The organism is Mycoplasmopsis caviae (assembly GCF_024498215.1).
In the GTDB taxonomy this organism is placed as follows: Bacteria; Bacillota_I; Bacilli_A; order Mycoplasmatales; family Metamycoplasmataceae; genus Mycoplasmopsis; species Mycoplasmopsis caviae.
The window spans coordinates 897,191-918,752 of record NZ_CP101806.1 but is presented as its reverse complement, the minus strand read 5'-3'; the positions used below and the strand labels follow the sequence as shown (position 1 = coordinate 918,752).

Genomic DNA, 21,562 nt, shown 5'->3' with positions numbered 1-21,562 from the left:
TAAGGAGTTATATGCAGAAAAAAAATGATCCCCAATATTTCACAGGTAAATTAGATATAAAGAAAATTAACCTGTACAACCGGGATGTAGATTTTAGTGGTAAGGCCAAAAAAGACATCAGATGATGAGCAAGATTGTTCAATGTTCAATCACCTGCACTTAAAGTTCTATTGAAAATTTCCTGAATGATTTTAGAATTCTTGCTTATTGCTTGAGTTGTTATTACAATAACATTCTTCCTAATTAATTCGGTCCCAGGTTCAACAACCATTTCAGCCGGTTTAGATGATGCTGCTCGACAAGCTGCTGAAGCTCAATACGGACTAAATTTGCCACTTTATCAAAGATATTGAATTTACCTTGGAAACTTACTAAGAGCTGATTTTGGAATTTCGCTTTCAGTTTTCCCAGGTCAAAAAATCAATTCATTTGTGTGAATTAGATTCCTAAAAAGTTTTATGATCGGTATTTTTGCTGTGTTTTTAACCTTAGTTATAGGAATACCTGTAGGTGTTTATGTAGGTATGAACCCAGATAAACTACCTGACCATATTGCAACTTTAATTGTTTCAGTATTCTCATCAATTCCATCGCTTGTTTTTGCCTTATTACTCTTATTAATAGGCCGAAGCGTAAATCTTCCATATTTGTTTAATGAACTAGACATAGCAACATATATCCTGCCTGGATTAGCACTAAGTTTAAGCTCAATTATTGTTTATATTAAATATATACGTACGGAATTAAATAGAGAACTCAACTCGCAACACGCTAAATTCTGCTACTTAAAAGGTTTAACAAAAAGACGTTTTGTTTGAACACATGCACTTAAACCTTCACTATTTCCTATTGCCACATTTTTCCCTGTTGTTATTTTTGGTAGTTTTATTGGTTCAATCTTTGTTGAGCAAATCTTCTTTATAACAGGTAGTGGTGGTTTATTAATCCAAGCAATTACTTCAAAAGACTACAATATCATTTTATTTATGGTTACATTATTCTCATTAATTACAATTCTCTCGTATGCTTGTCGTGATGCTCTATACCGTATCATTGACCCACGTGTAAGAAGAAGATAGAAAGGATGCTATGAATTTATTCAAAACAATTGCGGAAAAATCAAAAAAACGCCGTGAAAGAAGAGCAGAAAGAATAAAGCAAAGTGCTCAAAGTCCTAACAACATTCACGGCAAAGAACTAGCTCCTGATCCTTTACTTCAACCGCTTAATTACAAAAAATGAGAAATTATTGGTAACCTACTTGAATTTCATGAAACATCTTCAATGCATAAGCAAAAGAAACCATTCGTTGAATTCTTTTATCGTTTCAGTCGTTCAAGTGCTGGAGTTTTCGGCTTTATGACACTTTCATTGTTGATTATTCTTGCAATATTCTTACCTTTTACAACTAGCGATCCAAACACAGTTAGTGTTTCAAAAAGATATTTGATATTTTTTAGTGAAGGCCACATTTTTGGTACTGATGCACTAGGGCGTGACATTTGAGCAAGACTTTGATGAGGCTTACGTTACTCACTTGCCTTAGCTTTTATAGCTACATTTATTCAGGTTTTTGTTGGTTTAACAATTGGAATTATGATGGGGCATTTTAGAGTATTTGACAAAATAATGACATTCATTATTAAAATTATTTCAAACGTGCCATCGATTATTATTCTTATTGTTATTACAATTATTCTTAAGCCAACATTTTGAGTTATTGTTTTTGCACTAACGTTCACTTCATGAACGGGAATAGCAAACCAAATGCGTTCTCAAGTATTACGTGCTAAAAACTTCGAGTGAGTTAGTGCCTCAAAAATTTTAGGAACACCAACTTATAAAATTTTGCTTAACTACTTACCTGTGGTTGTTCCACTTCTTGTTACTGAAATTGTTTTCCATATTCCAGGAATTATTCTTTCAGAAACTTCACTTGCCTTTATTGGGCTATCAATTCAAGATATACCTACATTAGGTAACTTAATCAATGATGGTTCAAAAATCTTTACTACATTTCCTCGTTATGTTTTAATACCTTCAACAATGTTAATTATTGTAACAACAAGCATTCAATTAATGTCTGCTGCTGTACAAGATAGTTTACTAAGACAAAGATAATGAGTACAAAAGAAAAAAACAGAGGGTATTCAAAATTATTTAGAGAACCAGTTATTTATGAAAACAAACCAGCACCACTGGATTTGTTTGAAGTAAAAGGTAATCCTAAAAATTCATTTTGAAGAAGTTTTAAGGATGCTTGAATTAACTTTGGTAAGAATGTAGTGAAGGCAGGCAAAAAAATAGGTGAGTGATTACATATTCGCAAAAAACAAGAAGAAAAAGATATTGATTTTGCTCAATATATTGAGAAAGCAAAGGTTGAAAATGTTTTTGGTACAGAAACGAAAGTAGCTGCGGAAATTGAAGATATTTATCTTACATTTAGAAACCCAGCTAATCCAAAAGAAAAAAATCTAGTCCTAAGGGGACCGTCGCTAAAAATATATGAAGGTAAGGTGCATGCAATTATTGGTGAAAGTGGCAGCGGTAAAAGTGTTATTACTTCCTTATTATATGGACTAACTGGTTCAAATTCAATTATTGAATCAGGTAAAATTAAACTCTACGGCTTAGAAGTTCAAAATTTTACAATGTATAATTGAGAAAAATCTAAACTTAGAGGCCGTGTAGTTAGTGCTGTATTCCAGAACCCAATGTCAATTTTGGATCCAACTATGAAAGTTGGAAACCAAATCATTGAAGGTATGCTTATTAATAAAATTGTTAAAACTAGAAAAGAAGCTAGAGCAGAAGCAATTAAATATTTGGAAATGACCAAGATTAATAACCCAGAAAAAGTTATGAATTTATATCCACATGAATTATCAGGTGGTATGATCCAAAGAATTGCGATAGCTGCAATTGTTTCATTGAAACCAAAAATTTTGGTTATGGATGAGCCTACTACAGCTCTTGACCCAACTGTGCAGGCCTTAGTTCTAGATATTATTAGAGAACTCCAAGAGAGATTTCAAATTGCAATAGCATTTATAACACATGATCTTGGTGTTGTGGCCTCAATTTCAGACTTTATTAACATTATGTATGCTGGCCAAATAATTGAAAGTGGTACGAAATAAGAAATTCTCCAAAATCCACAGCATCCATATACATGAGGTTTAATTGTTTCAATGCCTGACTTTAACAAAGACTCTAAACTTCAAGTTATTAGAGGTGCTGTTCCTTCTAACTTAAATAATATTAAAGGTGATGCATTTGCAGTTAGAAATGATTATGCATTAGGTATTGATTTTGAAGAAGAGTCTCCTTATTATCAAATTTCAACAACACATTTTGTTAAGAGTAATTTGCTTAATAAAAATGTGTCAAAATATGAACCACCAAAAATTATTAAGAGACTTTGAGATAAATATGAAAATCAAATGAACTCGATTTATGGTGATGATAAATATGTAAGCCAAAAAGTTTATGATGAATTTGTCCAAAAAGCCTATGAAAATAATGAATTGGTCAAAAAGCTAATTGCAAAAAGAGAAGAGGAAAAAGCTATTAAACAAAGTACTGAAGTTAAAAAACCAGGAGAAAAAAATGCCTAAATATTACATTGAAAAGCGAAAATTTGCTAAGTCACTTGCAAGAGAAATTAAGCAAGGGACTGATGAAATGCTTAATGCATATCCTGATAAAAAACCTCTTGTAGAAATTAGGCACTTAGATGTAGATTATGGTTTTGGTACAAAAAAATTCAGTGCTATAAAAGACTTAAATTTAAATATTTATGACGGTGAAGTTCTTGGTTTAGTTGGCGAAAGTGGTAGTGGTAAAAGTACCACGGGAAGAGCAATAATTGGCTTAACCCCACACACATTTGGCTATATTAAAATCCTTGATCGTGTTATCCCAAAGAATCTTGATAAAGGCTTTAAGTGAACAAAGAAATATAAAGAAATTGTTAACTTTATGGTCAACAAGGTTCAAATGATTTTTCAGGACCCAACCAACTCACTCAACCCATATAAAAATGTTGAAACAGTTGTTGGAGAAGGTTTAACAAATCTAAAAAACTCAAAATATATTTATTTAACTCGCTATAATGAGTTAGTTCTTAGAGAACTTAATCAATTAGTTGTTCAAGTTGAACCTGATAAACCACTTGTTAAAAATTGGATAAAAACAAGCCGTGAAATTGAACAATCTATTGAAAAATCAAACGAGTTTGTTTATAAAACAATATATGAAGAAATTCACAGAAGATACTCACAAAATGCAGGTTACAAGAATGCTGTTGATTTCTTAGAAATCAAGAAAGTTGAACGTAAAACATTAAACAATTTAAATGAAAAAGAGTGTAAAAAACGACTAATTGTCGACATTCTTAAACAAGTAGGTTTAGATGAAACTGTACTTAGTCGTTTTCCATTAGAGTTCTCTGGTGGTCAACAACAACGTCTAGGTATTTGTCGCTCGGTGGTACTTCAACCTAAATTATTAATTGCTGATGAACCGATTTCAGCACTTGACGTTTCTATTCAAGCCCAAGTTATTAACATTTTTAATGAACTTAAAGAAAAATATAACTTAACAATTCTCTTCATTGCTCATGATTTACGTATGGTTGAATACATTTCAGATAGAATTGCAGTAATTAATAAAGGAGTACTTCTTGAAGTTGGCCCAACTGATGAGATTATTCATAATGCTCACCATCCATATACAAGAAGTTTACTTGATGCTGTACCTTCAATTGAAAGTGAAAAGGGTTCTCTTTTAGGCTATATCTATGATCCAAGTATGCATAAGTATGATGAAAAGAATCAACCTGTGTGACAAAATCTAGGAAATAATCACTTTGTTTTAGCCACTGATGAGGAACTGGCTGAATACAAAAAAGACAGAGTTAAATGAGACAAAATAGAAGAAAAAAGGGAAAGAAAAGAAAAAATTACACTTGATGACTTTGTTATTGAAGAAGAACAAGATAACAAGAGTATTCAAATTGATGAGTTAATTTCTTCAATTAATGAATCTGTTAGTAAAAATGTTGAAAATAATTCAAACATTATTTATGATGAGCAAACCAATAGGAAGCCTACTGAAACCTTAATTGAAAACCGTAAAAGTGGTTCAAACACAATTAACATTGAACTAGAAAATGAAGTTCACAAGGTGGAGCATTCAACTAAAAATGCCAAAGTTAGAAGAATAACTAACAAGGCTAAAAAACCAGTTAAAGGGAAAAACTCAAGACGAGTAGCGAAAGCCCCAGGTGCTAAGAAAACAAAAAATTAAGATTCAGTAAAAAAAGCAAAAAAATAATAAAAATCGCAAGCAAAGTTGCGATTTTTTTGAACCCTTATTAAGACACGTTCTTTGTCCTAAGTGTATATGTTTTGTAATATTCCTCATTATTACCTGTGTACATAAACTTGAGTTCTAAATGATTTTTACTTACAAATTTATAATCAAATGAAACCTTGCCATCAAAAGATGTATTCATTTTTTCAAGAACATCCTTAACTATAAGTGGCACCACATTTTCGTCAATATATTCCTTACCATTATCATCAATTTTTATAAATCTATAATAATTGTTGTAATCTAGTTTTGGAAAGATGTCATATGTAGTGGCTTTTTCTTGCTTCTTGAAATCTTTTCTTTTGGTTTTAGCAGCAGAAACAACGACAATTGGCGTTACCACCGCTAAAGCGGCAATTGTCCCTAAGATAGGAATTAATATTTTCTTTTTCTTACTACTCATTAGTTACCTTGTATTTATCAAGCACAAATATCGAAGAGATATCTTTAGTTTTTAGGAACTGTTCAATTTTTTCGTAATTAAATTTATAATTCATATCCTGAACAAATTTTTCACTGCTGTCGCTGTATTTATATTCAATTAAGCCTTCACTTGGATCAAGAAGTTTTTGTTTTACAAACTGATAGTTATTAATATTTAGTATTATTGGCTTACTTCCTGGTGTCATTGCTTTATCATTAAAGGCAAATAGGTAATTTGTCTTGAATTCGCCTTTGTGATTATAAGGAATAAATACACCAGGTGTTAGTGTTTTTGTTGATTGCACAAGACCAGGATTATTATAATCATAGTCAATGAAATTGTCATATGTTACTGTTTTATAGTCTTTATGATTAGTTACGTCTTCAGGTTTAGTTATTGTTTTGGTGTAAACCTCATTTTTAATTTTATTGAATAATTCATTGTGAATGCTCTTAATACTAAAATTATCAAGCCCAATTGATGAATAAAAACTATCTCATTTTCTCTTGAAATCTCTTATTGATTTTGATTCTTTTTTATAATCACTTTGACTTAAGCCATACCAGTGATGTGTACGGTCATAAGTATAGATTACACCTTCATTAATTGAACTTTTGACAACTTCAGTTGTTTCAATATTAGCTAATTCATTTTTTCTCTTAAATTTATCAAATTCATTTAATGTAATGTCGGTTCTCATATAGTTAATTGTTGAACTATTTTCTTCTTTTCAACCATAGCCATTAAAGTCAAATTCATATAATTGTGGTATCATGAATGTAACTTTATTGTCTTTTGCATTAAATGTATATTCTCTTCTTTCCTCTGGAATTCTGTTGATTTCTCAAAGTTGTTTTTCCGCATCGCTTTTCTTACTATTTCAAAAAATTCTTAGATTTCTAAATTTTTCATATGGTAAATCAATAAATTTTGGAGATAAAACAATTGTTCCAATCATAGATTCTTTTTCTTTATATTTTTTAGTTCACTTATCTATACTAAGATAATCACGTGCAATTTTATCCCTTGCCCAAGTTGTATCGGTTGCAGCTTCAAGTATTTCACTTTTTACTGGTTTTCCATTAATTTCAATTCGTACACTGTCAAAGAATTTTTTGTGTAATTTATATGGTTGAATAAAAAAGATTTTTATAGCAAATCTGTCCTCATGAAAATATCTTCTTATTTCGACATTTCCTTGAACCACATTACATGCCTTTGATGAATCATATTCATAATATTCGTTTCAATCATCAATATTAGATATTTTTGAATATAGGGACTTATAAGTATAGCGTTCTTGTGATATATTGTTAATCACCTCAACTGGTGGTTTAGGTATTAAAAAAATGGTACAAAAACTCCTCTACTGCTTGTTTTCTATACTTATAATAGGTGTTTTTTGAATAAAAGTCTTTAAATCAATTTTTATTGCTTCTGTTCAAAAAATCCTCCCGAATAATTTTTGCTAACTGTGGTTTCATAATACTTAAAATGTGTTTGCTTTTGTTTTTAGGTCTACTTTCAGTCAGAAGTAAACTCTTTTCTGGTTCATTTTCACTTATTTTTTTGTAAGCTTCTTCATTAACTTTTTCCATCGTAAGGATATTTTGCATAATATTGCTTTGATCCTTATGCGAAATTAGTCCCATAAAATAATCATTAAAAGTTAAGTTCATTTTCCTCCTTTCAATTTAAAACTTGCCTAAAATATAAAGGCAAATTAAAAAACTGGAAAAAATTAAGAAAAAAGCACGTTTTTTCACAATTTTTTCCAGTTTGAAATTATTTTTTTATTTTTTATACACAATAAGAGAACCTAAAGCAAGAATATTCCTTCATCTTCTAGTTTCTTTATTAAATCTTGAGGTCAAATCCCAACTTGAACTTCACCTATGTGTTTCTTCTCTAATAAAAACATTGAAAGTCTGCTTTGACCAATCCCACCACCGATAGTTAGTGGAGAAACTTCATTAATTATATTGTTGTGATACTCTTTAAAAGCATCAGAATTAATTTTGCAAAATTTTGCTTGTTCAAGTAGTGATTTTTTGTCGACTCTAATACCCATTGATGATATTTCTAATGCTTTATCATTAACTGCATCATAAACAATTAAGTCTCCATTTAGTTTCCAATCATCATAATCATAAGCCCGTTTAGATTGAGGTTTTCCATCAGAAAGCGGATAACCAATTTCATAAATGAAGATTGCTTTATGTTTTTTAACAAATTCGCTTTCTCTTTCTTCAGGGCTTAAGTTTGGATATAGATTGTATAATTCTTTGCTACTAATAAAAGTTACATTTTCTGGTAGTTTTTGATTAAGTTGTGGAAAATCAATTAAGAGTTTGTATTCAACGTGACGAATACATTTAAAAATAGTATTAACTATTTTTTTAAGAAATTCAAGATTTCTGTCTTCATTTTTAATAATTAGTTCTCAATCTCATTGATCAACATAATATGAGTGTAAATAATCAAGGTCCTCTTCTTTTCTAATAGCATTCATATCAGTTCAAATACCTTCATAGGTATTAAAGTTGTATTTTTTTAATGCATATCTTTTTCATTTAGCAAGAGAGTGAACTATTTCAACTTTTTCACCAAAGTTTTTAGGCACAAATGAAACGGGTTCTTCACCATTTAAACCATCATTAAGTTTAGTATTTGTTGCTACAAATAAAGGGGCAGAAACCCTAGTTAAATGGAGTTCTTTATTTAATTTTTTGGTGAATGCAAACTTTAAATCTTGTATTGCTAATTGAGTTTCTTTAATGTTTAATTTACTTTTGTACATTTTTAGTTAACCCCTGTTTTATAGTTGTTTTGGTCAACAATTGTCATGTTATTTTGATCTTGGTTAGTTTGGTTTTCCATATTTTTTTTATGTGATTTTATAATGTTGATCATCATTGACAATTGCGAAGTGTATATTAATAATGAAAGCACTTGCCACAATAGTGTTGAGGTTAGTGCAGGTGTTAGTCTACCCTCAGCAATAATAAGTGAAAATCAATAAACAATTCAGAAAATGTTAGTTAAAACAAACATTAGAATTAAGCCTATTGATAGCCCTTCAATATCTCTTTTCTCAAATGTTTTTAAAATTTGTGGCAAAAATGCAAAAGTAGTCATTACTGGTACTATTTGAGACAATATTGCTGTTGTATTATCATCAAAATTTAGAGTGCTTCCATCTTTCTTTTTGAAGTATAGGCCAATTAATCCAACAACTAAACAAATTGTTGTTAAGCTTAAGGTTATACTCAAAACGATTCACTTTCGTTTGTTTCTGATAATTTTTTCATCATATTTGTACATAAAAAATAAGAGTACACAATAAACATAAGCACAAAAAATATTGGCATAAACCACAGCAGCCATTTTTGCATCTTTTCCAGTAAATGAACCAAAAATTATTCAACTGCATAATGCAACAAAGAAAATTCAAAATGAATAAAATTTAACCTTTCCTGTTTTCTTTCTTTTTAATAAATAAATTAATTGCGGAATTGATACGCTAATTGTAGCAACGCACGCAATTATTCCAACAATTGCTATAAAGACACTAACTCCATCATTAACACTGTCTTTGATAGCAAAAAAACTACGTAAAAAATTCATAATTTAATTATATATTATTAATATTTATGGTTATAAATTTATTTGATTTTTGTTGTCAAATTTACAAAGTTTTGTCTAAATTGAATATATATAACTTACTAAAAGTACTATAAAACAGCCAAATAATGAAATTTGGCTGTTAATGAATCAAAAAAAAGAGTTCAATGATGAACTCTAATTTTTGACATCAATTATTTAATGTTGTAGAATGCTTCACGACCTTCGAATTCTTCAACGCCATCTAATTCTTCTTCAATCATTAATAGACGATTGTATTTTGCAATTCTATCTGTACGTGACATTGAACCAGTTTTGATTTGTCCTGTGTTTAATGCAACAGCAACATCAGCTAATGTTGTGTCTTCTGTTTCACCTGAACGGTGTGAAACAACACAAGCCATTCCAGCTTTTTGAGCCATATTAATAGCATCAATAGTTTCTGTTAATGAACCAATTTGGTTTAATTTGATTAAGATAGCATTCATTGCTTTTTCTTTAATAGCACGTGCTAATAACTTAGGGTTTGTAACAGTTAAGTCATCACCAACAATTTGAATTTGGTGTCCAAATTTAGCTGTCATTTTTGTAAATCCGGCTCAGTCATCTTCTGCAAGACCATCTTCGATTGAAATAATTGGATATTTAGAAATTAATGAACCATAGTATTCAATCATTTCGTCTGTTGTGTATTCAAGTTTAACATTTGTAAGTTTTTCAAAACCTGGACGCTTTTCTTCAATGGCTTTTTTAAGTTTTTTGAATACATATTTTTTGCTTTCTGCATTATAAACTTCACTTGAAGCCGCATCCATAGCAATAGCAACTGCATCTTTACCACTTGTAGCTGGTTTGTAACCTGCGACTTTAATAGCTTGAACAAGGTAGTCAAGAACTTCTTCATGGCTCTTGCAATCTGGTGCAAATCCACCTTCATCACCAACTTGTGTTCCATGACCAGCAGCTTTTAATAATTTAGCTAAGTTGTGGAATACTTTGTTTGCCATTTGTAATGCTTCACGAATGCTTTTAGCGCCAACTGGCATAATCATGAATTCTTGGAAGTCCACTGTGTTTGATGCATGAGCTCCACCATTCATAACATTTAACATAGGTAAAGGCAATACGTGTGCATTTGTACCACCAATGTATCTATATAGAGGAATTTGTAATTCATCTGCTGCTGCTCTAGCAACTGCTAATGAAACACCTAAAATAGCATTAGCACCAAATTTTGATTTTGTAGCTGTGCCATCTAATTTGATCATTTTCATATCTATTGCACGTTGATCGGTAACTTCCATACCTAATAATTTTGGTGCAATATCTTTGTTAACATGATCAACAGCAGTCATAACACCTCTGCCACCGAATCAGTTCTTTTCATATTTAGTTCCTTGATCTCTTAATTCAAGTGCTTCTTTTGAACCTGTACTTGCTCCTGATGGAACATTAGCTAAACCATATCCACCAGCTTCTGTTCAAACTTCAACTTGAACTGTTGGGTTTCCACGAGAGTCTAAAATTTCGCGTGAGTGAATCTTGTAAATTGCTGACATTTTTCTCCTTAAATGTATTGTTTATTCATACTTAATATTATTATACAAAAATAAAAATATGCAAATATTTCGATTTGTGTACTTTGAGATTATTATTATGGAAACATTACTCATATTTAAGATTTTAAATTATTTGTGTTTATTGTTTTTATGCACAAATAAAAACAAAACACTTTGCTTTCTTAATTGAATTTCGACTTGTCAAGTCTGCATCTTTAATATTGCTTAGTTGCATAGTGTATAATTATGAAACATGAATAATTATCTAGGAGTTGCAATGAATTTACCAAAAGTTAGTTTACTTATTCCATGTCACAATATTTCAAGCCATCGCTTCTTTTCACTAAAAGAAGCAGTTAAAATTAAGTATCCAAATCTTGAAATACTTGTTTTAAATGATTATTCTACTGACAACACGTTAGAGATTCTTAATGATTTTTCGAAAAGAGATGAAAGAATAAGAGTTATTGATTTAAAGGATTATCATGAGCATATTGGTTTAGGATTCAATCGTGATTTTTTAATCAATCAAGCCCAAGGTGAATATGTTTTATTCCTAGATGACGATGATAAAATATATCCAAGTGTTTTTGATAGTTTTGCTAAAAACTATCAAAAAGGTTTAGAACTAATTCGCTATAAATATGTTGTTAATATTCCATTAAATAAGAGTGGAACAATTAGAATGAATGCACCTTATTTTAAAAATAAAAACATAGACTGAAATGATCCAAAATCAACTTTTATTAACACTTTATCTTTTTCTTGAGGGGTATTCATTAAAAAGCAATTTTATTTAGATATATGCAAAAAATATAATGAAAAATTTGACCTACATATCTTTGAAGATCAAAGATTTATGCTTTTTCTATATTTAAACTGCCAAAAATATAAGTATGTTAATAAAGTTCTAATTAAATATTTATTAAGACCGAATTCGCTTGTAATGAAAATAGAAAATGTAAATAAAATTGTTGGTAATGTAATATGGCAGTATGATGAATTTTTTAAAAAAATAGCGAAGTTTAATTTGCTAAATGAGCAGGATTTTGATTTAATGAAGTCTAACACACTTTACCAATTAAAAACATTTTTTTGAATGCTTCTTCGCACAAACAAAAAAAACAAGAAATGTGAAGTTCAGGAATTTCTTGTTACTAAATTAAAAGAATATATTACAAAATATAAAATTAGAGAGCCATATAAATTAAGTTTTGTTTGCAAAGTACTTTACAAAATATTTTCACATAAATTGCTTTCAACCAAAAATATTAAGAGATAAATTGAAAACTTTAAATTTTGTTCAAATAATTTAAGTTCTTTATTTAATTAAGTATATTTAACTTAATATATAATATTAAAAATATTAGAAGGTGAATAATGGCAAATAATCCAATATTAAACAAATGAAACAAAAATTCATCAGATGATGATGAATTTGTTAAAAAGTTGTTAACTTTTGGTCTCAAAAAAGAGAAACAAGATATTGATTCAGCTTTTTCAAGGCCACTTCGTTTTATTTCTAATAAAGTTATTGCTAAACTTGGGGTAGGTAGCCACCTAATTAATGATTATACGGTTACAGCACTTGGTCATGCTTTTTGTGATGTTATGAATGAAGTTCATAAACAAAACAGCGAATTTAGAATTTTTTTAGTAAATGATAACTCATTTCACTCATTACTCTATATAAATATTTTGGCTCGTATTTTTGATGAAAAAGGCTTTAAATCACATATTTTTGAAAAAAACGGTTCATATCCAAGTGTGCTTAAAAATTTAGCAGCCAAGGAAGATAATTGTCAAGCTATTATTAGTATTGAAAATTTTAAAGGGCTTAAAAACATAATGCAAATAAGCTTCAATTGAGGCGATGGAAGACCTTTTAATCATGTTGACGTAGCACGAATTTTATTCAAGTTAAACTCGGTGAATTATCTAAATCTTGATATTCCAAATCAAGGTATTAGTTTTAGATATAATCATAGCCCTCTAGATTATAGTAAAGAAATTTACAAAAGATATTTACCTTTATTTAAAGACTTAAAAGATAAGGATTTAAAATTTGGTATTGATATTTCTCAAATTTCAACAACAAATTTTTATCTTGATATTTTAAAAAGACTTCATATTGAATATGTTGATACAAATAGAAAAAAAGATGCTTTTAACATAAATGCTGATAATCCAGATTGCTTGCGTAGAATTTATTGAAAAACATTATTCAAGAAAACAAATGCAAATTTTTCAATTAGCCATGATGGTTCAGGTGTTAACTTATCAATAAGACATAAAAAAGTATTTAAGTATTTTAAACCCGATGAAATAGCTGCACTTTATTTAAATTTTTTACTAGAGGATGACCAAACCTTTGATAAAACTAATCTAACAAATAGTTATATTATTAAATCACTTGGTGTCGGTACACTAACAAGTCAGATTGCACTAAAACATAATATTCATGTTGAAGAAACTTCAAAAGTTTCTGAAATTTGAGAAATTTCAAAAAGAAACAGCGACAAAAATCTTATTTTTGCCTTTACAAGGTTTAGCCAGTTTTCACCTTTTAACAGACTTTTCAATGGTTTTGATGCCAATTTATTTATGTTAGAACTTATAAGAATGATTATTTTTTATAAGGATAAAAACCTTTCGTTATATGATGTTTTGCAAAAAATTTATGACAATTATGGACTTCATCATGTTGTAAGTAAAAACTTTACACTAGATGACGAAATGGCTTCAAGATTTATTAAGAGAATTATTAAATCTGAGGCAATTGGTAACCACAAAATTGTTAATCTTAAAGAATATAAAAATACAGCCATTGTTAATAATAATGTACATCTTAAACTTTATTTTGAAGGTGGTAATTCATTAACAGTTAAATATTCGATTATGGAAAAAGAATTCTCAGTTGATTGTGAAGTAGTTGCAAAAAGTAACACACAAGATGATCATACAAAATTAATTATTCTTGAAAGAGAGTTAATGGACGGGATTTTAGAATTAAAGGAAGATTTTAAAATTCGTAAAGTAACGCCTTGAACATTTATTAAATGATTTATCTTTATTTCAATGTTTATTGGAGTTATAGTTTTTCTTTATTTTACAATCTATAATTTTAAAGATGACAATTTCTTTGGAACAAATGGTAACATAGGCGAGATGTTCCGTATTATGTGAATTGTTATTTTTGAAAACAACAAAACACGAATTTCGTTTCTAACAATTGCACTTTCATTTTTTATATGAGCCTTATTTAATACTATTATCTTCAAACGGCTTTTGGATTTCCAAGGACAAAAAGTCCGCTGAAATGACATTATTATTAGTTCATTAATTGCAACAATTGTGCAAAATGTTACACCTAAATCAATTGGCGGTGATTTAGCAACTTATTGATATTTAAGAAGAAAAGGAATTAAGCGACCAGTATTACTACCTGCAATAGTTACTAACACTTTCTTATGACAGGTTGGCAATATCTTTACAACGTTATTGTTTTTACCTTTTGGAATTTGATTTTATCAAGATCTTCTATCAAATATTTCAAATCCACAAGTAAAAATATTCTATGTATTCTTTATTATCGGGCTTATAACAGATTCAACATTTGCCGCTTTATTCTTCGCATTAGCTTTTAACAAAAAGATTCAAAACTGATTGCTTAAAATTTTTATAGGATTTCTTGAATGATTACCGTTTGTAAAAATTTATGATCCACTTTTAGTTAAAGCTAAACATGAATATGAATTTTATGAAATGCGTCAAGGAATGAAAAAGACATTTAGGAAATGATATCAATTTGGAGAAGTCTTTATTTGAAAAATGTTACCAACATTCCTTTCACCTATGGCATTATTTATGAAAGCAACAGGAACACTAAAACCTGATCTAACAGGTGGTTGATACTTTAATGTTCTTGTTTCAAATACATTAATTAAAATAGGTAATTCAGTAAGTATAACCCCAGGTGGTCAGGGGACAAATGAACTCTTTACAAACCTAATTTATAATTCAATTATGAAGGAAAGAATTTGAAATTTTAAAGGAGAAAAAATTTCATTAAGTTCAATTGGTAGTGCTAAATTAATGACAAGTATTGGTTCAATTTGAGGTACAGTCTTAGGATCAATAATTTCAGCAATCTTCTTAATCCTAGTTTTTATTGGAGAAAAAAGAGTTGATGTATATCAAACTAAGGAAAAGAATTTACGTTTAATTCAAAATGATAACGTTTCAATTACAACACGAACTAAAACAAGATTTTATAAAATTTCCTTTACAATTTACGCAATTATAATTCTAGCATTATCAATATTAGTATTATGCCCTTTATTAGGCTCATATGCATAATATCAATAGACACTTTTGTAGTGTCTATTTTTTTCTTAAAAACCTGTTTTATAGGCATATTAGTAAATTAAAAAGAGGACTAAAAATATTCAAAATATCAGTTAAATTAGACAAAAAATAAATAAGTAAAATTTTAAAAAATATAGTTAAAACTTTATTATTGTGCTAAAATATAAAATGCTATTTATAAATATTTATAAAGACTATATTAGTAAATAGTATGGATAGGATGCAGATGAAAGGCTGCACTTAGGTTGGTTTTAGCGCTAAAATACAATTTATTAATACATTGAAAGGAAATATTACATGGCAAAACAAGATTTTAATCGTACAAAAGACCACGTTAATATTGGTACTATTGGTCACGTTGACCACGGTAAGACAACTTTAACTGCTGCTATTGCAACAGTATTATCAAAGAAAGGTCTTGCAGAAGCTAAAGACTATGCTGCTATCGATAATGCACCAGAAGAAAAAGCACGTGGTATAACAATCAACACATCACACATCGAATATGAAACAGAAAAACGTCACTATGCACACGTTGACTGTCCAGGGCACGCTGACTACATTAAGAACATGATTACAGGTGCTGCACAAATGGATGGTGCTATCTTAGTTGTTGCTGCAACAGATGGTGCTATGCCTCAAACACGTGAACACATTCTTCTTTCAAAACAAGTTGGTGTTCCTCGTATGGTTGTTTTCTTAAACAAATGCGATATGCTTAAAGGTGAAGAAGAAATGATCGAACTTGTTGAAATGGAAGTTCGTGAACTACTTTCAAAATACGGTTTTGATGGTGACAACACACCAGTTATCCGTGGTTCAGCTCTTGAAGGTCTTAAAGGCACAAAAGAATACGAAGACAAAATTATGGAATTAATGGATGCTGTTGACTCATGAATTCAAACTCCAGTTAAAGAATTTGACAAACCATTCTTAATGGCTGTTGAAGACGTTTTCACAATCACAGGACGTGGTACAGTTGCTACAGGTCGTGTTGAACGTGGAAGATTAAACATTAACGAAGAAGTTGAAATCGTTGGTTTACACCCAACTAAGAAAACAGTTGTTACAGGTATGGAAATGTTCCGTAAAAACCTTAAAGAGGTTCAAGCTGGTGACAATGCTGGTCTATTACTTCGTGGTATTGAAAGAACAGGTATCGAACGTGGACAAGTTCTTGCTAAACCAGGAACAATTATTCCTCACACAGAATTCACTGCTGCAATTTATGTTTTAACAAAAGATGAAGGTGGCCGTCACACTCCATTCTTTAAAAACTATAAACCTCAATTCTACTTCCGTACAACAGACGTTACCGGTGGTGTTGAATTTGAAAAAGGCCGTGAAATGGTTACACCAGGTGAAAATGTTAACTTAACTGTTAAACTTATTTCTCCAATTGCTGTTGAAGAAGGTACAAAATTCTCAATTCGTGAAGGTGGCCGTACAGTTGGTTATGGTAATGTAACAAAAATTATTAAATAATTTGATTACCAACTCATTATTAAAAAAGCAGACAAAATTGCCTGCTTTTTTTGTATAAAATTAATCAGGCAACCTTTTAAGTATTTAATATATAATTTAAAATAATATTTAAGGTATCTATGAAAACAATTAAGACTTTTATTACAAAAGATGTTAGAGAAGTTGAAGATGTTGCTCAATATCTATTAGAACACTTAACTAGTAGCAAATTAATACTAATGAATGGAGATTTGGGTGCTGGCAAAACAACACTAACAAAAGCAATTGCAAAAAGATTAAAAATTGATGAAGTCATTACTTCACCATCTTTTAATTATATGAAGGTCTATGATTATTTAATTCACATTGATGCTTATAACCTTAAAGGGGACATAAGTGAATTTGAGGACTACTTTGAAGACAAAGTTATAGTAATTGAATGAGCAAATAAAATTGAGCATTATTATAATAATTATTTAGATATAAATATAACCTTAGATAAAGACAATAATCATATATTTAGTATCAAGGAGGTCAAATAATGAAGTTGTATCTTGATACAGCAAATGAAGATTTTGCATTGGCTTTACTTGATGATAATCATAATGTAATTGCTCAAAAAGTTTTAGAGTCATATCCTAAAAAAGTTGAACTTATACCTCAAATGACAACACAAATATTGCAAGAAAACAATTTGAAAATTCAAGACTTTGATACTTTTTATATTAACATTGGCCCAGGTTTTTTTACAGGTGTTAGAATTGCTCTAGTATATTTAAGAACAATTGCACTTATAACAAGTGCTAAAATTAAAACAATTAGCACAATGCAAATTTTGGCTAGACAAAATAAAAGAAAAAGAGCATTTAAAATAAATGCGCAGGGAAATAAATATTATCTATATAAATCAAACAAAAAAAATTGTTTCAATCACAATGATATTGCGATTGAAACAGGCACATTTAATTCATATGATAAGGTCAACTATTTTTCCTTATTTGACTGTTTTATAGATTATTTGGAAGATTTTAAAACTTATGATGACATAATGGATATTGAACCTTATTATATCAAGATGCCACAGATAGGAGCAAAAAAATAATGCGTATATTAGGTATTGAAACAAGTCATGATGATACAAGTATTGCACTATTAGAAGATGGCAAAATATTGGCTTTAAAAACAATAAGTCAAATTGACATTTTCAAAGAATTTGGTGGCACAATTCCCGAAATTTCTTCAAGAGAACATGTTAAAAATATCAACCTAATTCAAAAGTTGTTTCTTGATGAATTTGATCTAAATACAATTGACTATATTGTATATACTCAAAAGCCAGGACTTATTGGGACATTGCAAATTGGTTACTTGTTTGCAAGTGCTCTTTCATTAGCACTCAATAAACCATTAATTCCAATTAATCATTTAGAGGGTCATTTCTATTCAGCGGCAATTGAACAAGAAATTAAATACCCAGCACTTTGTTTACTAGTTTCAGGTGGCCATACTCAATTAATGTTAGTTAAAAGTCCCTTTGATATTAAGATTATAGGACAAACCTTAGATGATGCTGTTGGCGAAACATATGATAAGGTGGCATCTAGACTCAATTTTGGTTTTCCTGGTGGACCCATCATTGACAAAATGCATCAAAATTACAAAGGTAATTTTGTATCTTTAACATTCCCACATACAGATGGTTTATATGATTTTAGTTTTAGTGGACTAAAATCACAAGTTTTGAATCATTACAATAATGCACTTCAAAGAAATAAAGCAATTAACAATGAACAACTAGCAGTTAGTTTTCAAGAAACGGCAATTACCTATTTAATTAATAAAACTAAATTAGCATTAGAAAATTATCCAGAAGTTAAAAGTGTTGTTCTAGCTGGTGGTGTAAGTGCTAATAGTGAACTTAGAAAGCGTTTTTTAAAATTAAGCACTAATGCAATAGTGCCTAATTTAAAATATTCAACAGACAATGGAGCTATGATAGCTATGTGTGCTTATTGTCAACTTAAACATAAGTTATAGGTTTAGTTCATTTTTGGCATCTTCAAACGATTTAATTACAATATTTCCACTTATTTGTGGATTCATTGAATTTTCAATTCAATCAAAAACGGATTTTTTTTCAAGGCTGCTATAACCTTTATATTTTAGGAATTTAGTTATTTCATTCGCAAGTGTATGGTGATTATTGTATTCATTATATGAGAAAGAAATATCGTCACTATATTTAAATATAAAGTTTCTCTTAATTATATTAACTTCATCTAAGGTATGATATTTATCTTTTTCAATTTTTTCTTTTAAAGTTTTCGCAAACTTTGTAAATTTTTCATTCGTGATTGATTCATTCTTAAGGTTAAATTCTTTGTTTAATAATTCATTAATAAGTTTTTTATAGTTTTCTTTAATTAACTCTTCTCTATTCACATTAAGTATAGTTCAAAAAGTATTATTAACACTTTTTAGATTCATGAGTTCAATATTAAGTTCTTTTACATTAACTGTGTTTTGATTTAAATCTATTATAAAAGTAATACCAAATTTTGAAATAATGTCATTAATATTATCAAAATTGTGATTACTAATAACCTGAGTAGTAAATAAAGATTCTTTATCAAAATTGCTATTTAATAATTTATTTATAGTTGTTATATTCATATAAAATGTATAACCAGAACTTTTAAGTAGTTTAGTTACTTCGTTTAATTCATCAGCGGAAATAAAATCACTATGTTCCTCATTTTTATTATTTTTAGAATAATAAGGAATACTAATTCAATGTCCAAAACCTTGTTTATCCATAATATGATATTTTTTAAAATCATTGATAACATTAATGCTTATTGTAGTTACCAAATTATTTTTCATATAAGTAGAAGAGTCTATTAAAATATTTTTGTCTTCATTACTTGTAATTCACTTAGCATTTGTCTCATTGTTTGTATATTTAAATACAATAGAGTTATTTTCTTCATTGTTAGACACAACTTTATTTAATTTATATTTTGTATCTAATCTGTTAATGTGTTTTAAAATAAAATCTTTATCAATTGATAGACTATTTCCATCTTTTATATAATAGTAGGTTTCAACATTGTTATATTTAATAACGAAGTGTTTTTTTCTCTGAATAAATATCTTTAACTTTGAATTTCCATTATTAATTACAGTTTCACAGCCAATAACATCTCATTTATATATTGCATCACTTGAATAAAATGTGTTATTAATTACTTCATGCTTATTAGAAATAATTTCGTTCAGTTGGTTAATTAATTCATTTTTATTTAATTTATTTAGATTACTAATCTTTTTTAAGTCATTACTTATTTCAAGGTCAGTAATTGCCGATTTATTGTCATTAGTGTTTACTAATTCAACTTGTTTGATGTTTTCAAGTCAATCTTCCTTTTTAAATAAAACTACTTGGTCAATGTTAATAATACTATTTTTGAATTCATTAAATGAAATATCATTATTTTCATAAAAGATGACTTTATTGTTGAAGGGGCTAAAATAATATTGGTTAGCAACACTATTTTCAAAAATAGATCTTAATCCTTGAACATCATCTTTTTTGATGTGATATTTTTTACCATCGATATTTAATTCAATTCAATTAAATTTATTATCTGTATATAATATTTTCTTTTCGAATTGATTTTGTTTTCAAAATTCTTCTAATTTTTGAGTTATTTCTTGTTCATTATTGTAATATGTATCATTAAGATTAACGATTTGATTATTTTTGTAGTAGTATAAATTTCTAAAGTTATTTTTCGAACTTACTCCTGGTATTGAATTATTAAATTTGCCACTAATATAATCATTTTTAAATGATTCAAAATCCTTAAAACTATATTTGGTTGTTAAAAACAACTTATTGTCTTTAATCGAGTCCTTATAGTGATAAAAATCAACAATTGAACAAAGATCATATTCTAAATTTATATCAATTATATTTTCATTTTCTTTAAAACTAGCACTATTATCAAAGAGTGATTCTTGTGTTTTTATAATTTCAAAGTTAAGGTAACTAATATCGGTTGCAGAACTTATATTAGGAACTATATTTTTTTTAATCATTAAAGCATTTAAAATCTCGTTTGTTTTAAATCTGTTAGTTGTACCTTGGATTAAATAATTATTTAATCAATTTTTATTAACTAAAAAGTTAATTACAGTTAATTTAATTTGTGTTTGAGCAATTTGCTTATTTGTAGAAACAAAAATCTTATAATCGTTACTTAGATTTGATTCATTTAATAAATTTTTAACTATTTGCTTTAGAGATTTTGAATAATTTTCAATAAGATGGTCTTCAGCAGTTGGAATATTAAAGGTAAAATTTTGTTTTAGTGAAATATCATCTGTATTTAAAAACTTAATTGATATTTCATTTTTACCTTTGAACTTAAAGTCTTTTTCAATGAAATTATTACCCTTTTTTGTTGTTATATATGAATAATCAATTTTCTTGCCATTTTTTAATTGTTTATCAATAGCACTAATTGACTCTATTTCCTTACTTTCAATTAATTCTTGTAGTGAAGAACCAGATTTAATTTTTTTAGAGCCTAAGAAGTTATTACTTGTATCATAAATATTAATTACACTTTTTTTATTGTTTGTGTATTTTTTAAGTGAAATTGCATTAAATAATGTACCTATACCAATAGATGCAGTAATTAAGCTAAAAGTTAATATACGTTTATACTTCTTTTTCATA

The 21,562-nt window shown here is 28.5% G+C and carries 16 protein-coding genes and 1 pseudogene; 10 read left to right on the top strand and 7 right to left on the bottom strand.

Annotated elements, in window-relative coordinates; genetic code table 4:
* The first annotated feature begins 11 nt into the window (after window positions 1–11).
* From NPA07_RS04475 to NPA07_RS04460, 4 genes and pseudogenes are all read left to right on the top strand, one after another.
* Window positions 12–1,079 (top strand): ABC transporter permease, encoded by a 1,068-nt coding sequence (locus NPA07_RS04475; RefSeq protein ID WP_126118357.1) that lies wholly within the window; start codon window positions 12–14, stop codon window positions 1,077–1,079.
* Window positions 1,080–1,089: 10 nt separating this feature from the next.
* The gene (locus NPA07_RS04470; RefSeq protein ID WP_126118358.1) at window positions 1,090–2,121 is read left to right on the top strand and encodes an ABC transporter permease; all 1,032 of its coding nucleotides are present in this window, start codon (window positions 1,090–1,092) and stop codon (window positions 2,119–2,121) included.
* Window positions 2,121–3,620, top strand: a pseudogene (locus NPA07_RS04465) (ABC transporter ATP-binding protein). Before NPA07_RS04470 ends, NPA07_RS04465 begins: the two are co-directional and overlap by 1 nt.
* Complete coding sequence (locus tag NPA07_RS04460; protein ID WP_235659550.1) at window positions 3,613–5,313, top strand: ABC transporter ATP-binding protein; 1,701 nt, start codon at window positions 3,613–3,615, stop codon at window positions 5,311–5,313. Before NPA07_RS04465 ends, NPA07_RS04460 begins: the two are co-directional and overlap by 8 nt.
* 67 nt (window positions 5,314–5,380) lie before the next feature.
* On the opposite strand, the gene NPA07_RS04455 is transcribed toward NPA07_RS04460, so the two are convergent.
* The 6 genes from NPA07_RS04455 to eno all read right to left on the bottom strand — a co-directional run bounded on the left by NPA07_RS04455 (window position 5,381) and on the right by eno (window position 10,986).
* Window positions 5,381–5,782: an MHO_1590 family protein gene (locus NPA07_RS04455; protein ID WP_126118359.1), complete on the bottom strand. Its 402-nt coding sequence runs from the start codon at window positions 5,780–5,782 to the stop codon at window positions 5,381–5,383.
* Complete coding sequence (locus NPA07_RS04450) at window positions 5,775–7,124, bottom strand: MHO_1580 family protein (RefSeq protein WP_126118360.1); 1,350 nt, start codon at window positions 7,122–7,124, stop codon at window positions 5,775–5,777. Before NPA07_RS04450 ends, NPA07_RS04455 begins: the two co-directional genes overlap by 8 nt.
* A gap of 13 nt (window positions 7,125–7,137) precedes the next feature.
* Window positions 7,138–7,482, bottom strand: a complete 345-nt coding sequence (locus NPA07_RS04445; protein ID WP_126118361.1) for an MG284/MPN403 family protein — start codon at window positions 7,480–7,482, stop codon at window positions 7,138–7,140.
* 140 nt (window positions 7,483–7,622) lie between these two features.
* Entirely contained in the window at window positions 7,623–8,603 is a 981-nt protein-coding gene (locus NPA07_RS04440; RefSeq protein ID WP_126118362.1) for an aspartate--ammonia ligase, read from the bottom strand.
* 2 nt (window positions 8,604–8,605) lie between these two features.
* On the bottom strand, window positions 8,606–9,430 hold the full coding sequence (locus NPA07_RS04435; protein WP_126118363.1) for a PQ-loop domain-containing transporter: 825 nt from the start codon (window positions 9,428–9,430) through the stop codon (window positions 8,606–8,608).
* A 191-nt stretch (window positions 9,431–9,621) separates the two neighbouring features.
* Window positions 9,622–10,986 carry a phosphopyruvate hydratase gene (eno, locus tag NPA07_RS04430; protein WP_126118364.1) on the bottom strand — a complete coding sequence of 455 codons (1,365 nt, stop codon included), beginning with the start codon at window positions 10,984–10,986 and terminating at the stop codon, window positions 9,622–9,624.
* Between the two features lie 277 nt (window positions 10,987–11,263).
* On the opposite strand from eno, the gene NPA07_RS04425 reads away from it, so the two are divergent.
* The 6 genes from NPA07_RS04425 (at window position 11,264) to tsaD (ending at window position 18,855) form a co-directional block, all read left to right on the top strand.
* Window positions 11,264–12,268 carry a glycosyltransferase family 2 protein gene (locus NPA07_RS04425; protein WP_164535721.1) on the top strand — a complete coding sequence of 335 codons (1,005 nt, stop codon included), beginning with the start codon at window positions 11,264–11,266 and terminating at the stop codon, window positions 12,266–12,268.
* 98 nt (window positions 12,269–12,366) lie between these two features.
* Window positions 12,367–15,345, top strand: a complete 2,979-nt coding sequence (locus NPA07_RS04420; RefSeq protein WP_126118366.1) for a lysylphosphatidylglycerol synthase transmembrane domain-containing protein — start codon at window positions 12,367–12,369, stop codon at window positions 15,343–15,345.
* A gap of 306 nt (window positions 15,346–15,651) precedes the next feature.
* A complete protein-coding gene (gene tuf / locus NPA07_RS04415) occupies window positions 15,652–16,839 on the top strand; it encodes an elongation factor Tu (protein WP_126118367.1) in 1,188 nt (395 codons plus the stop codon).
* 119 nt (window positions 16,840–16,958) lie between these two features.
* Window positions 16,959–17,360 (top strand): tRNA (adenosine(37)-N6)-threonylcarbamoyltransferase complex ATPase subunit type 1 TsaE, encoded by a 402-nt coding sequence (gene tsaE / locus NPA07_RS04410; protein WP_126118368.1) that lies wholly within the window; start codon window positions 16,959–16,961, stop codon window positions 17,358–17,360.
* Entirely contained in the window at window positions 17,360–17,920 is a 561-nt protein-coding gene (tsaB, locus tag NPA07_RS04405) for a tRNA (adenosine(37)-N6)-threonylcarbamoyltransferase complex dimerization subunit type 1 TsaB (RefSeq protein WP_126118369.1), read from the top strand. Before tsaE ends, tsaB begins: the two co-directional genes overlap by 1 nt.
* Complete coding sequence (tsaD, locus tag NPA07_RS04400) at window positions 17,920–18,855, top strand: tRNA (adenosine(37)-N6)-threonylcarbamoyltransferase complex transferase subunit TsaD (RefSeq protein ID WP_126118370.1); 936 nt, start codon at window positions 17,920–17,922, stop codon at window positions 18,853–18,855. Before tsaB ends, tsaD begins: the two co-directional genes overlap by 1 nt.
* Here tsaD and NPA07_RS04395 read toward each other — a convergent pair.
* Window positions 18,850–21,561, bottom strand: a complete 2,712-nt coding sequence (locus tag NPA07_RS04395) for a hypothetical protein (protein ID WP_126118371.1) — start codon at window positions 21,559–21,561, stop codon at window positions 18,850–18,852. The two genes, tsaD and NPA07_RS04395, sit on opposite strands and share 6 nt — an antisense overlap.
* Between the last annotated feature and the right edge of the window lies 1 nt (window position 21,562).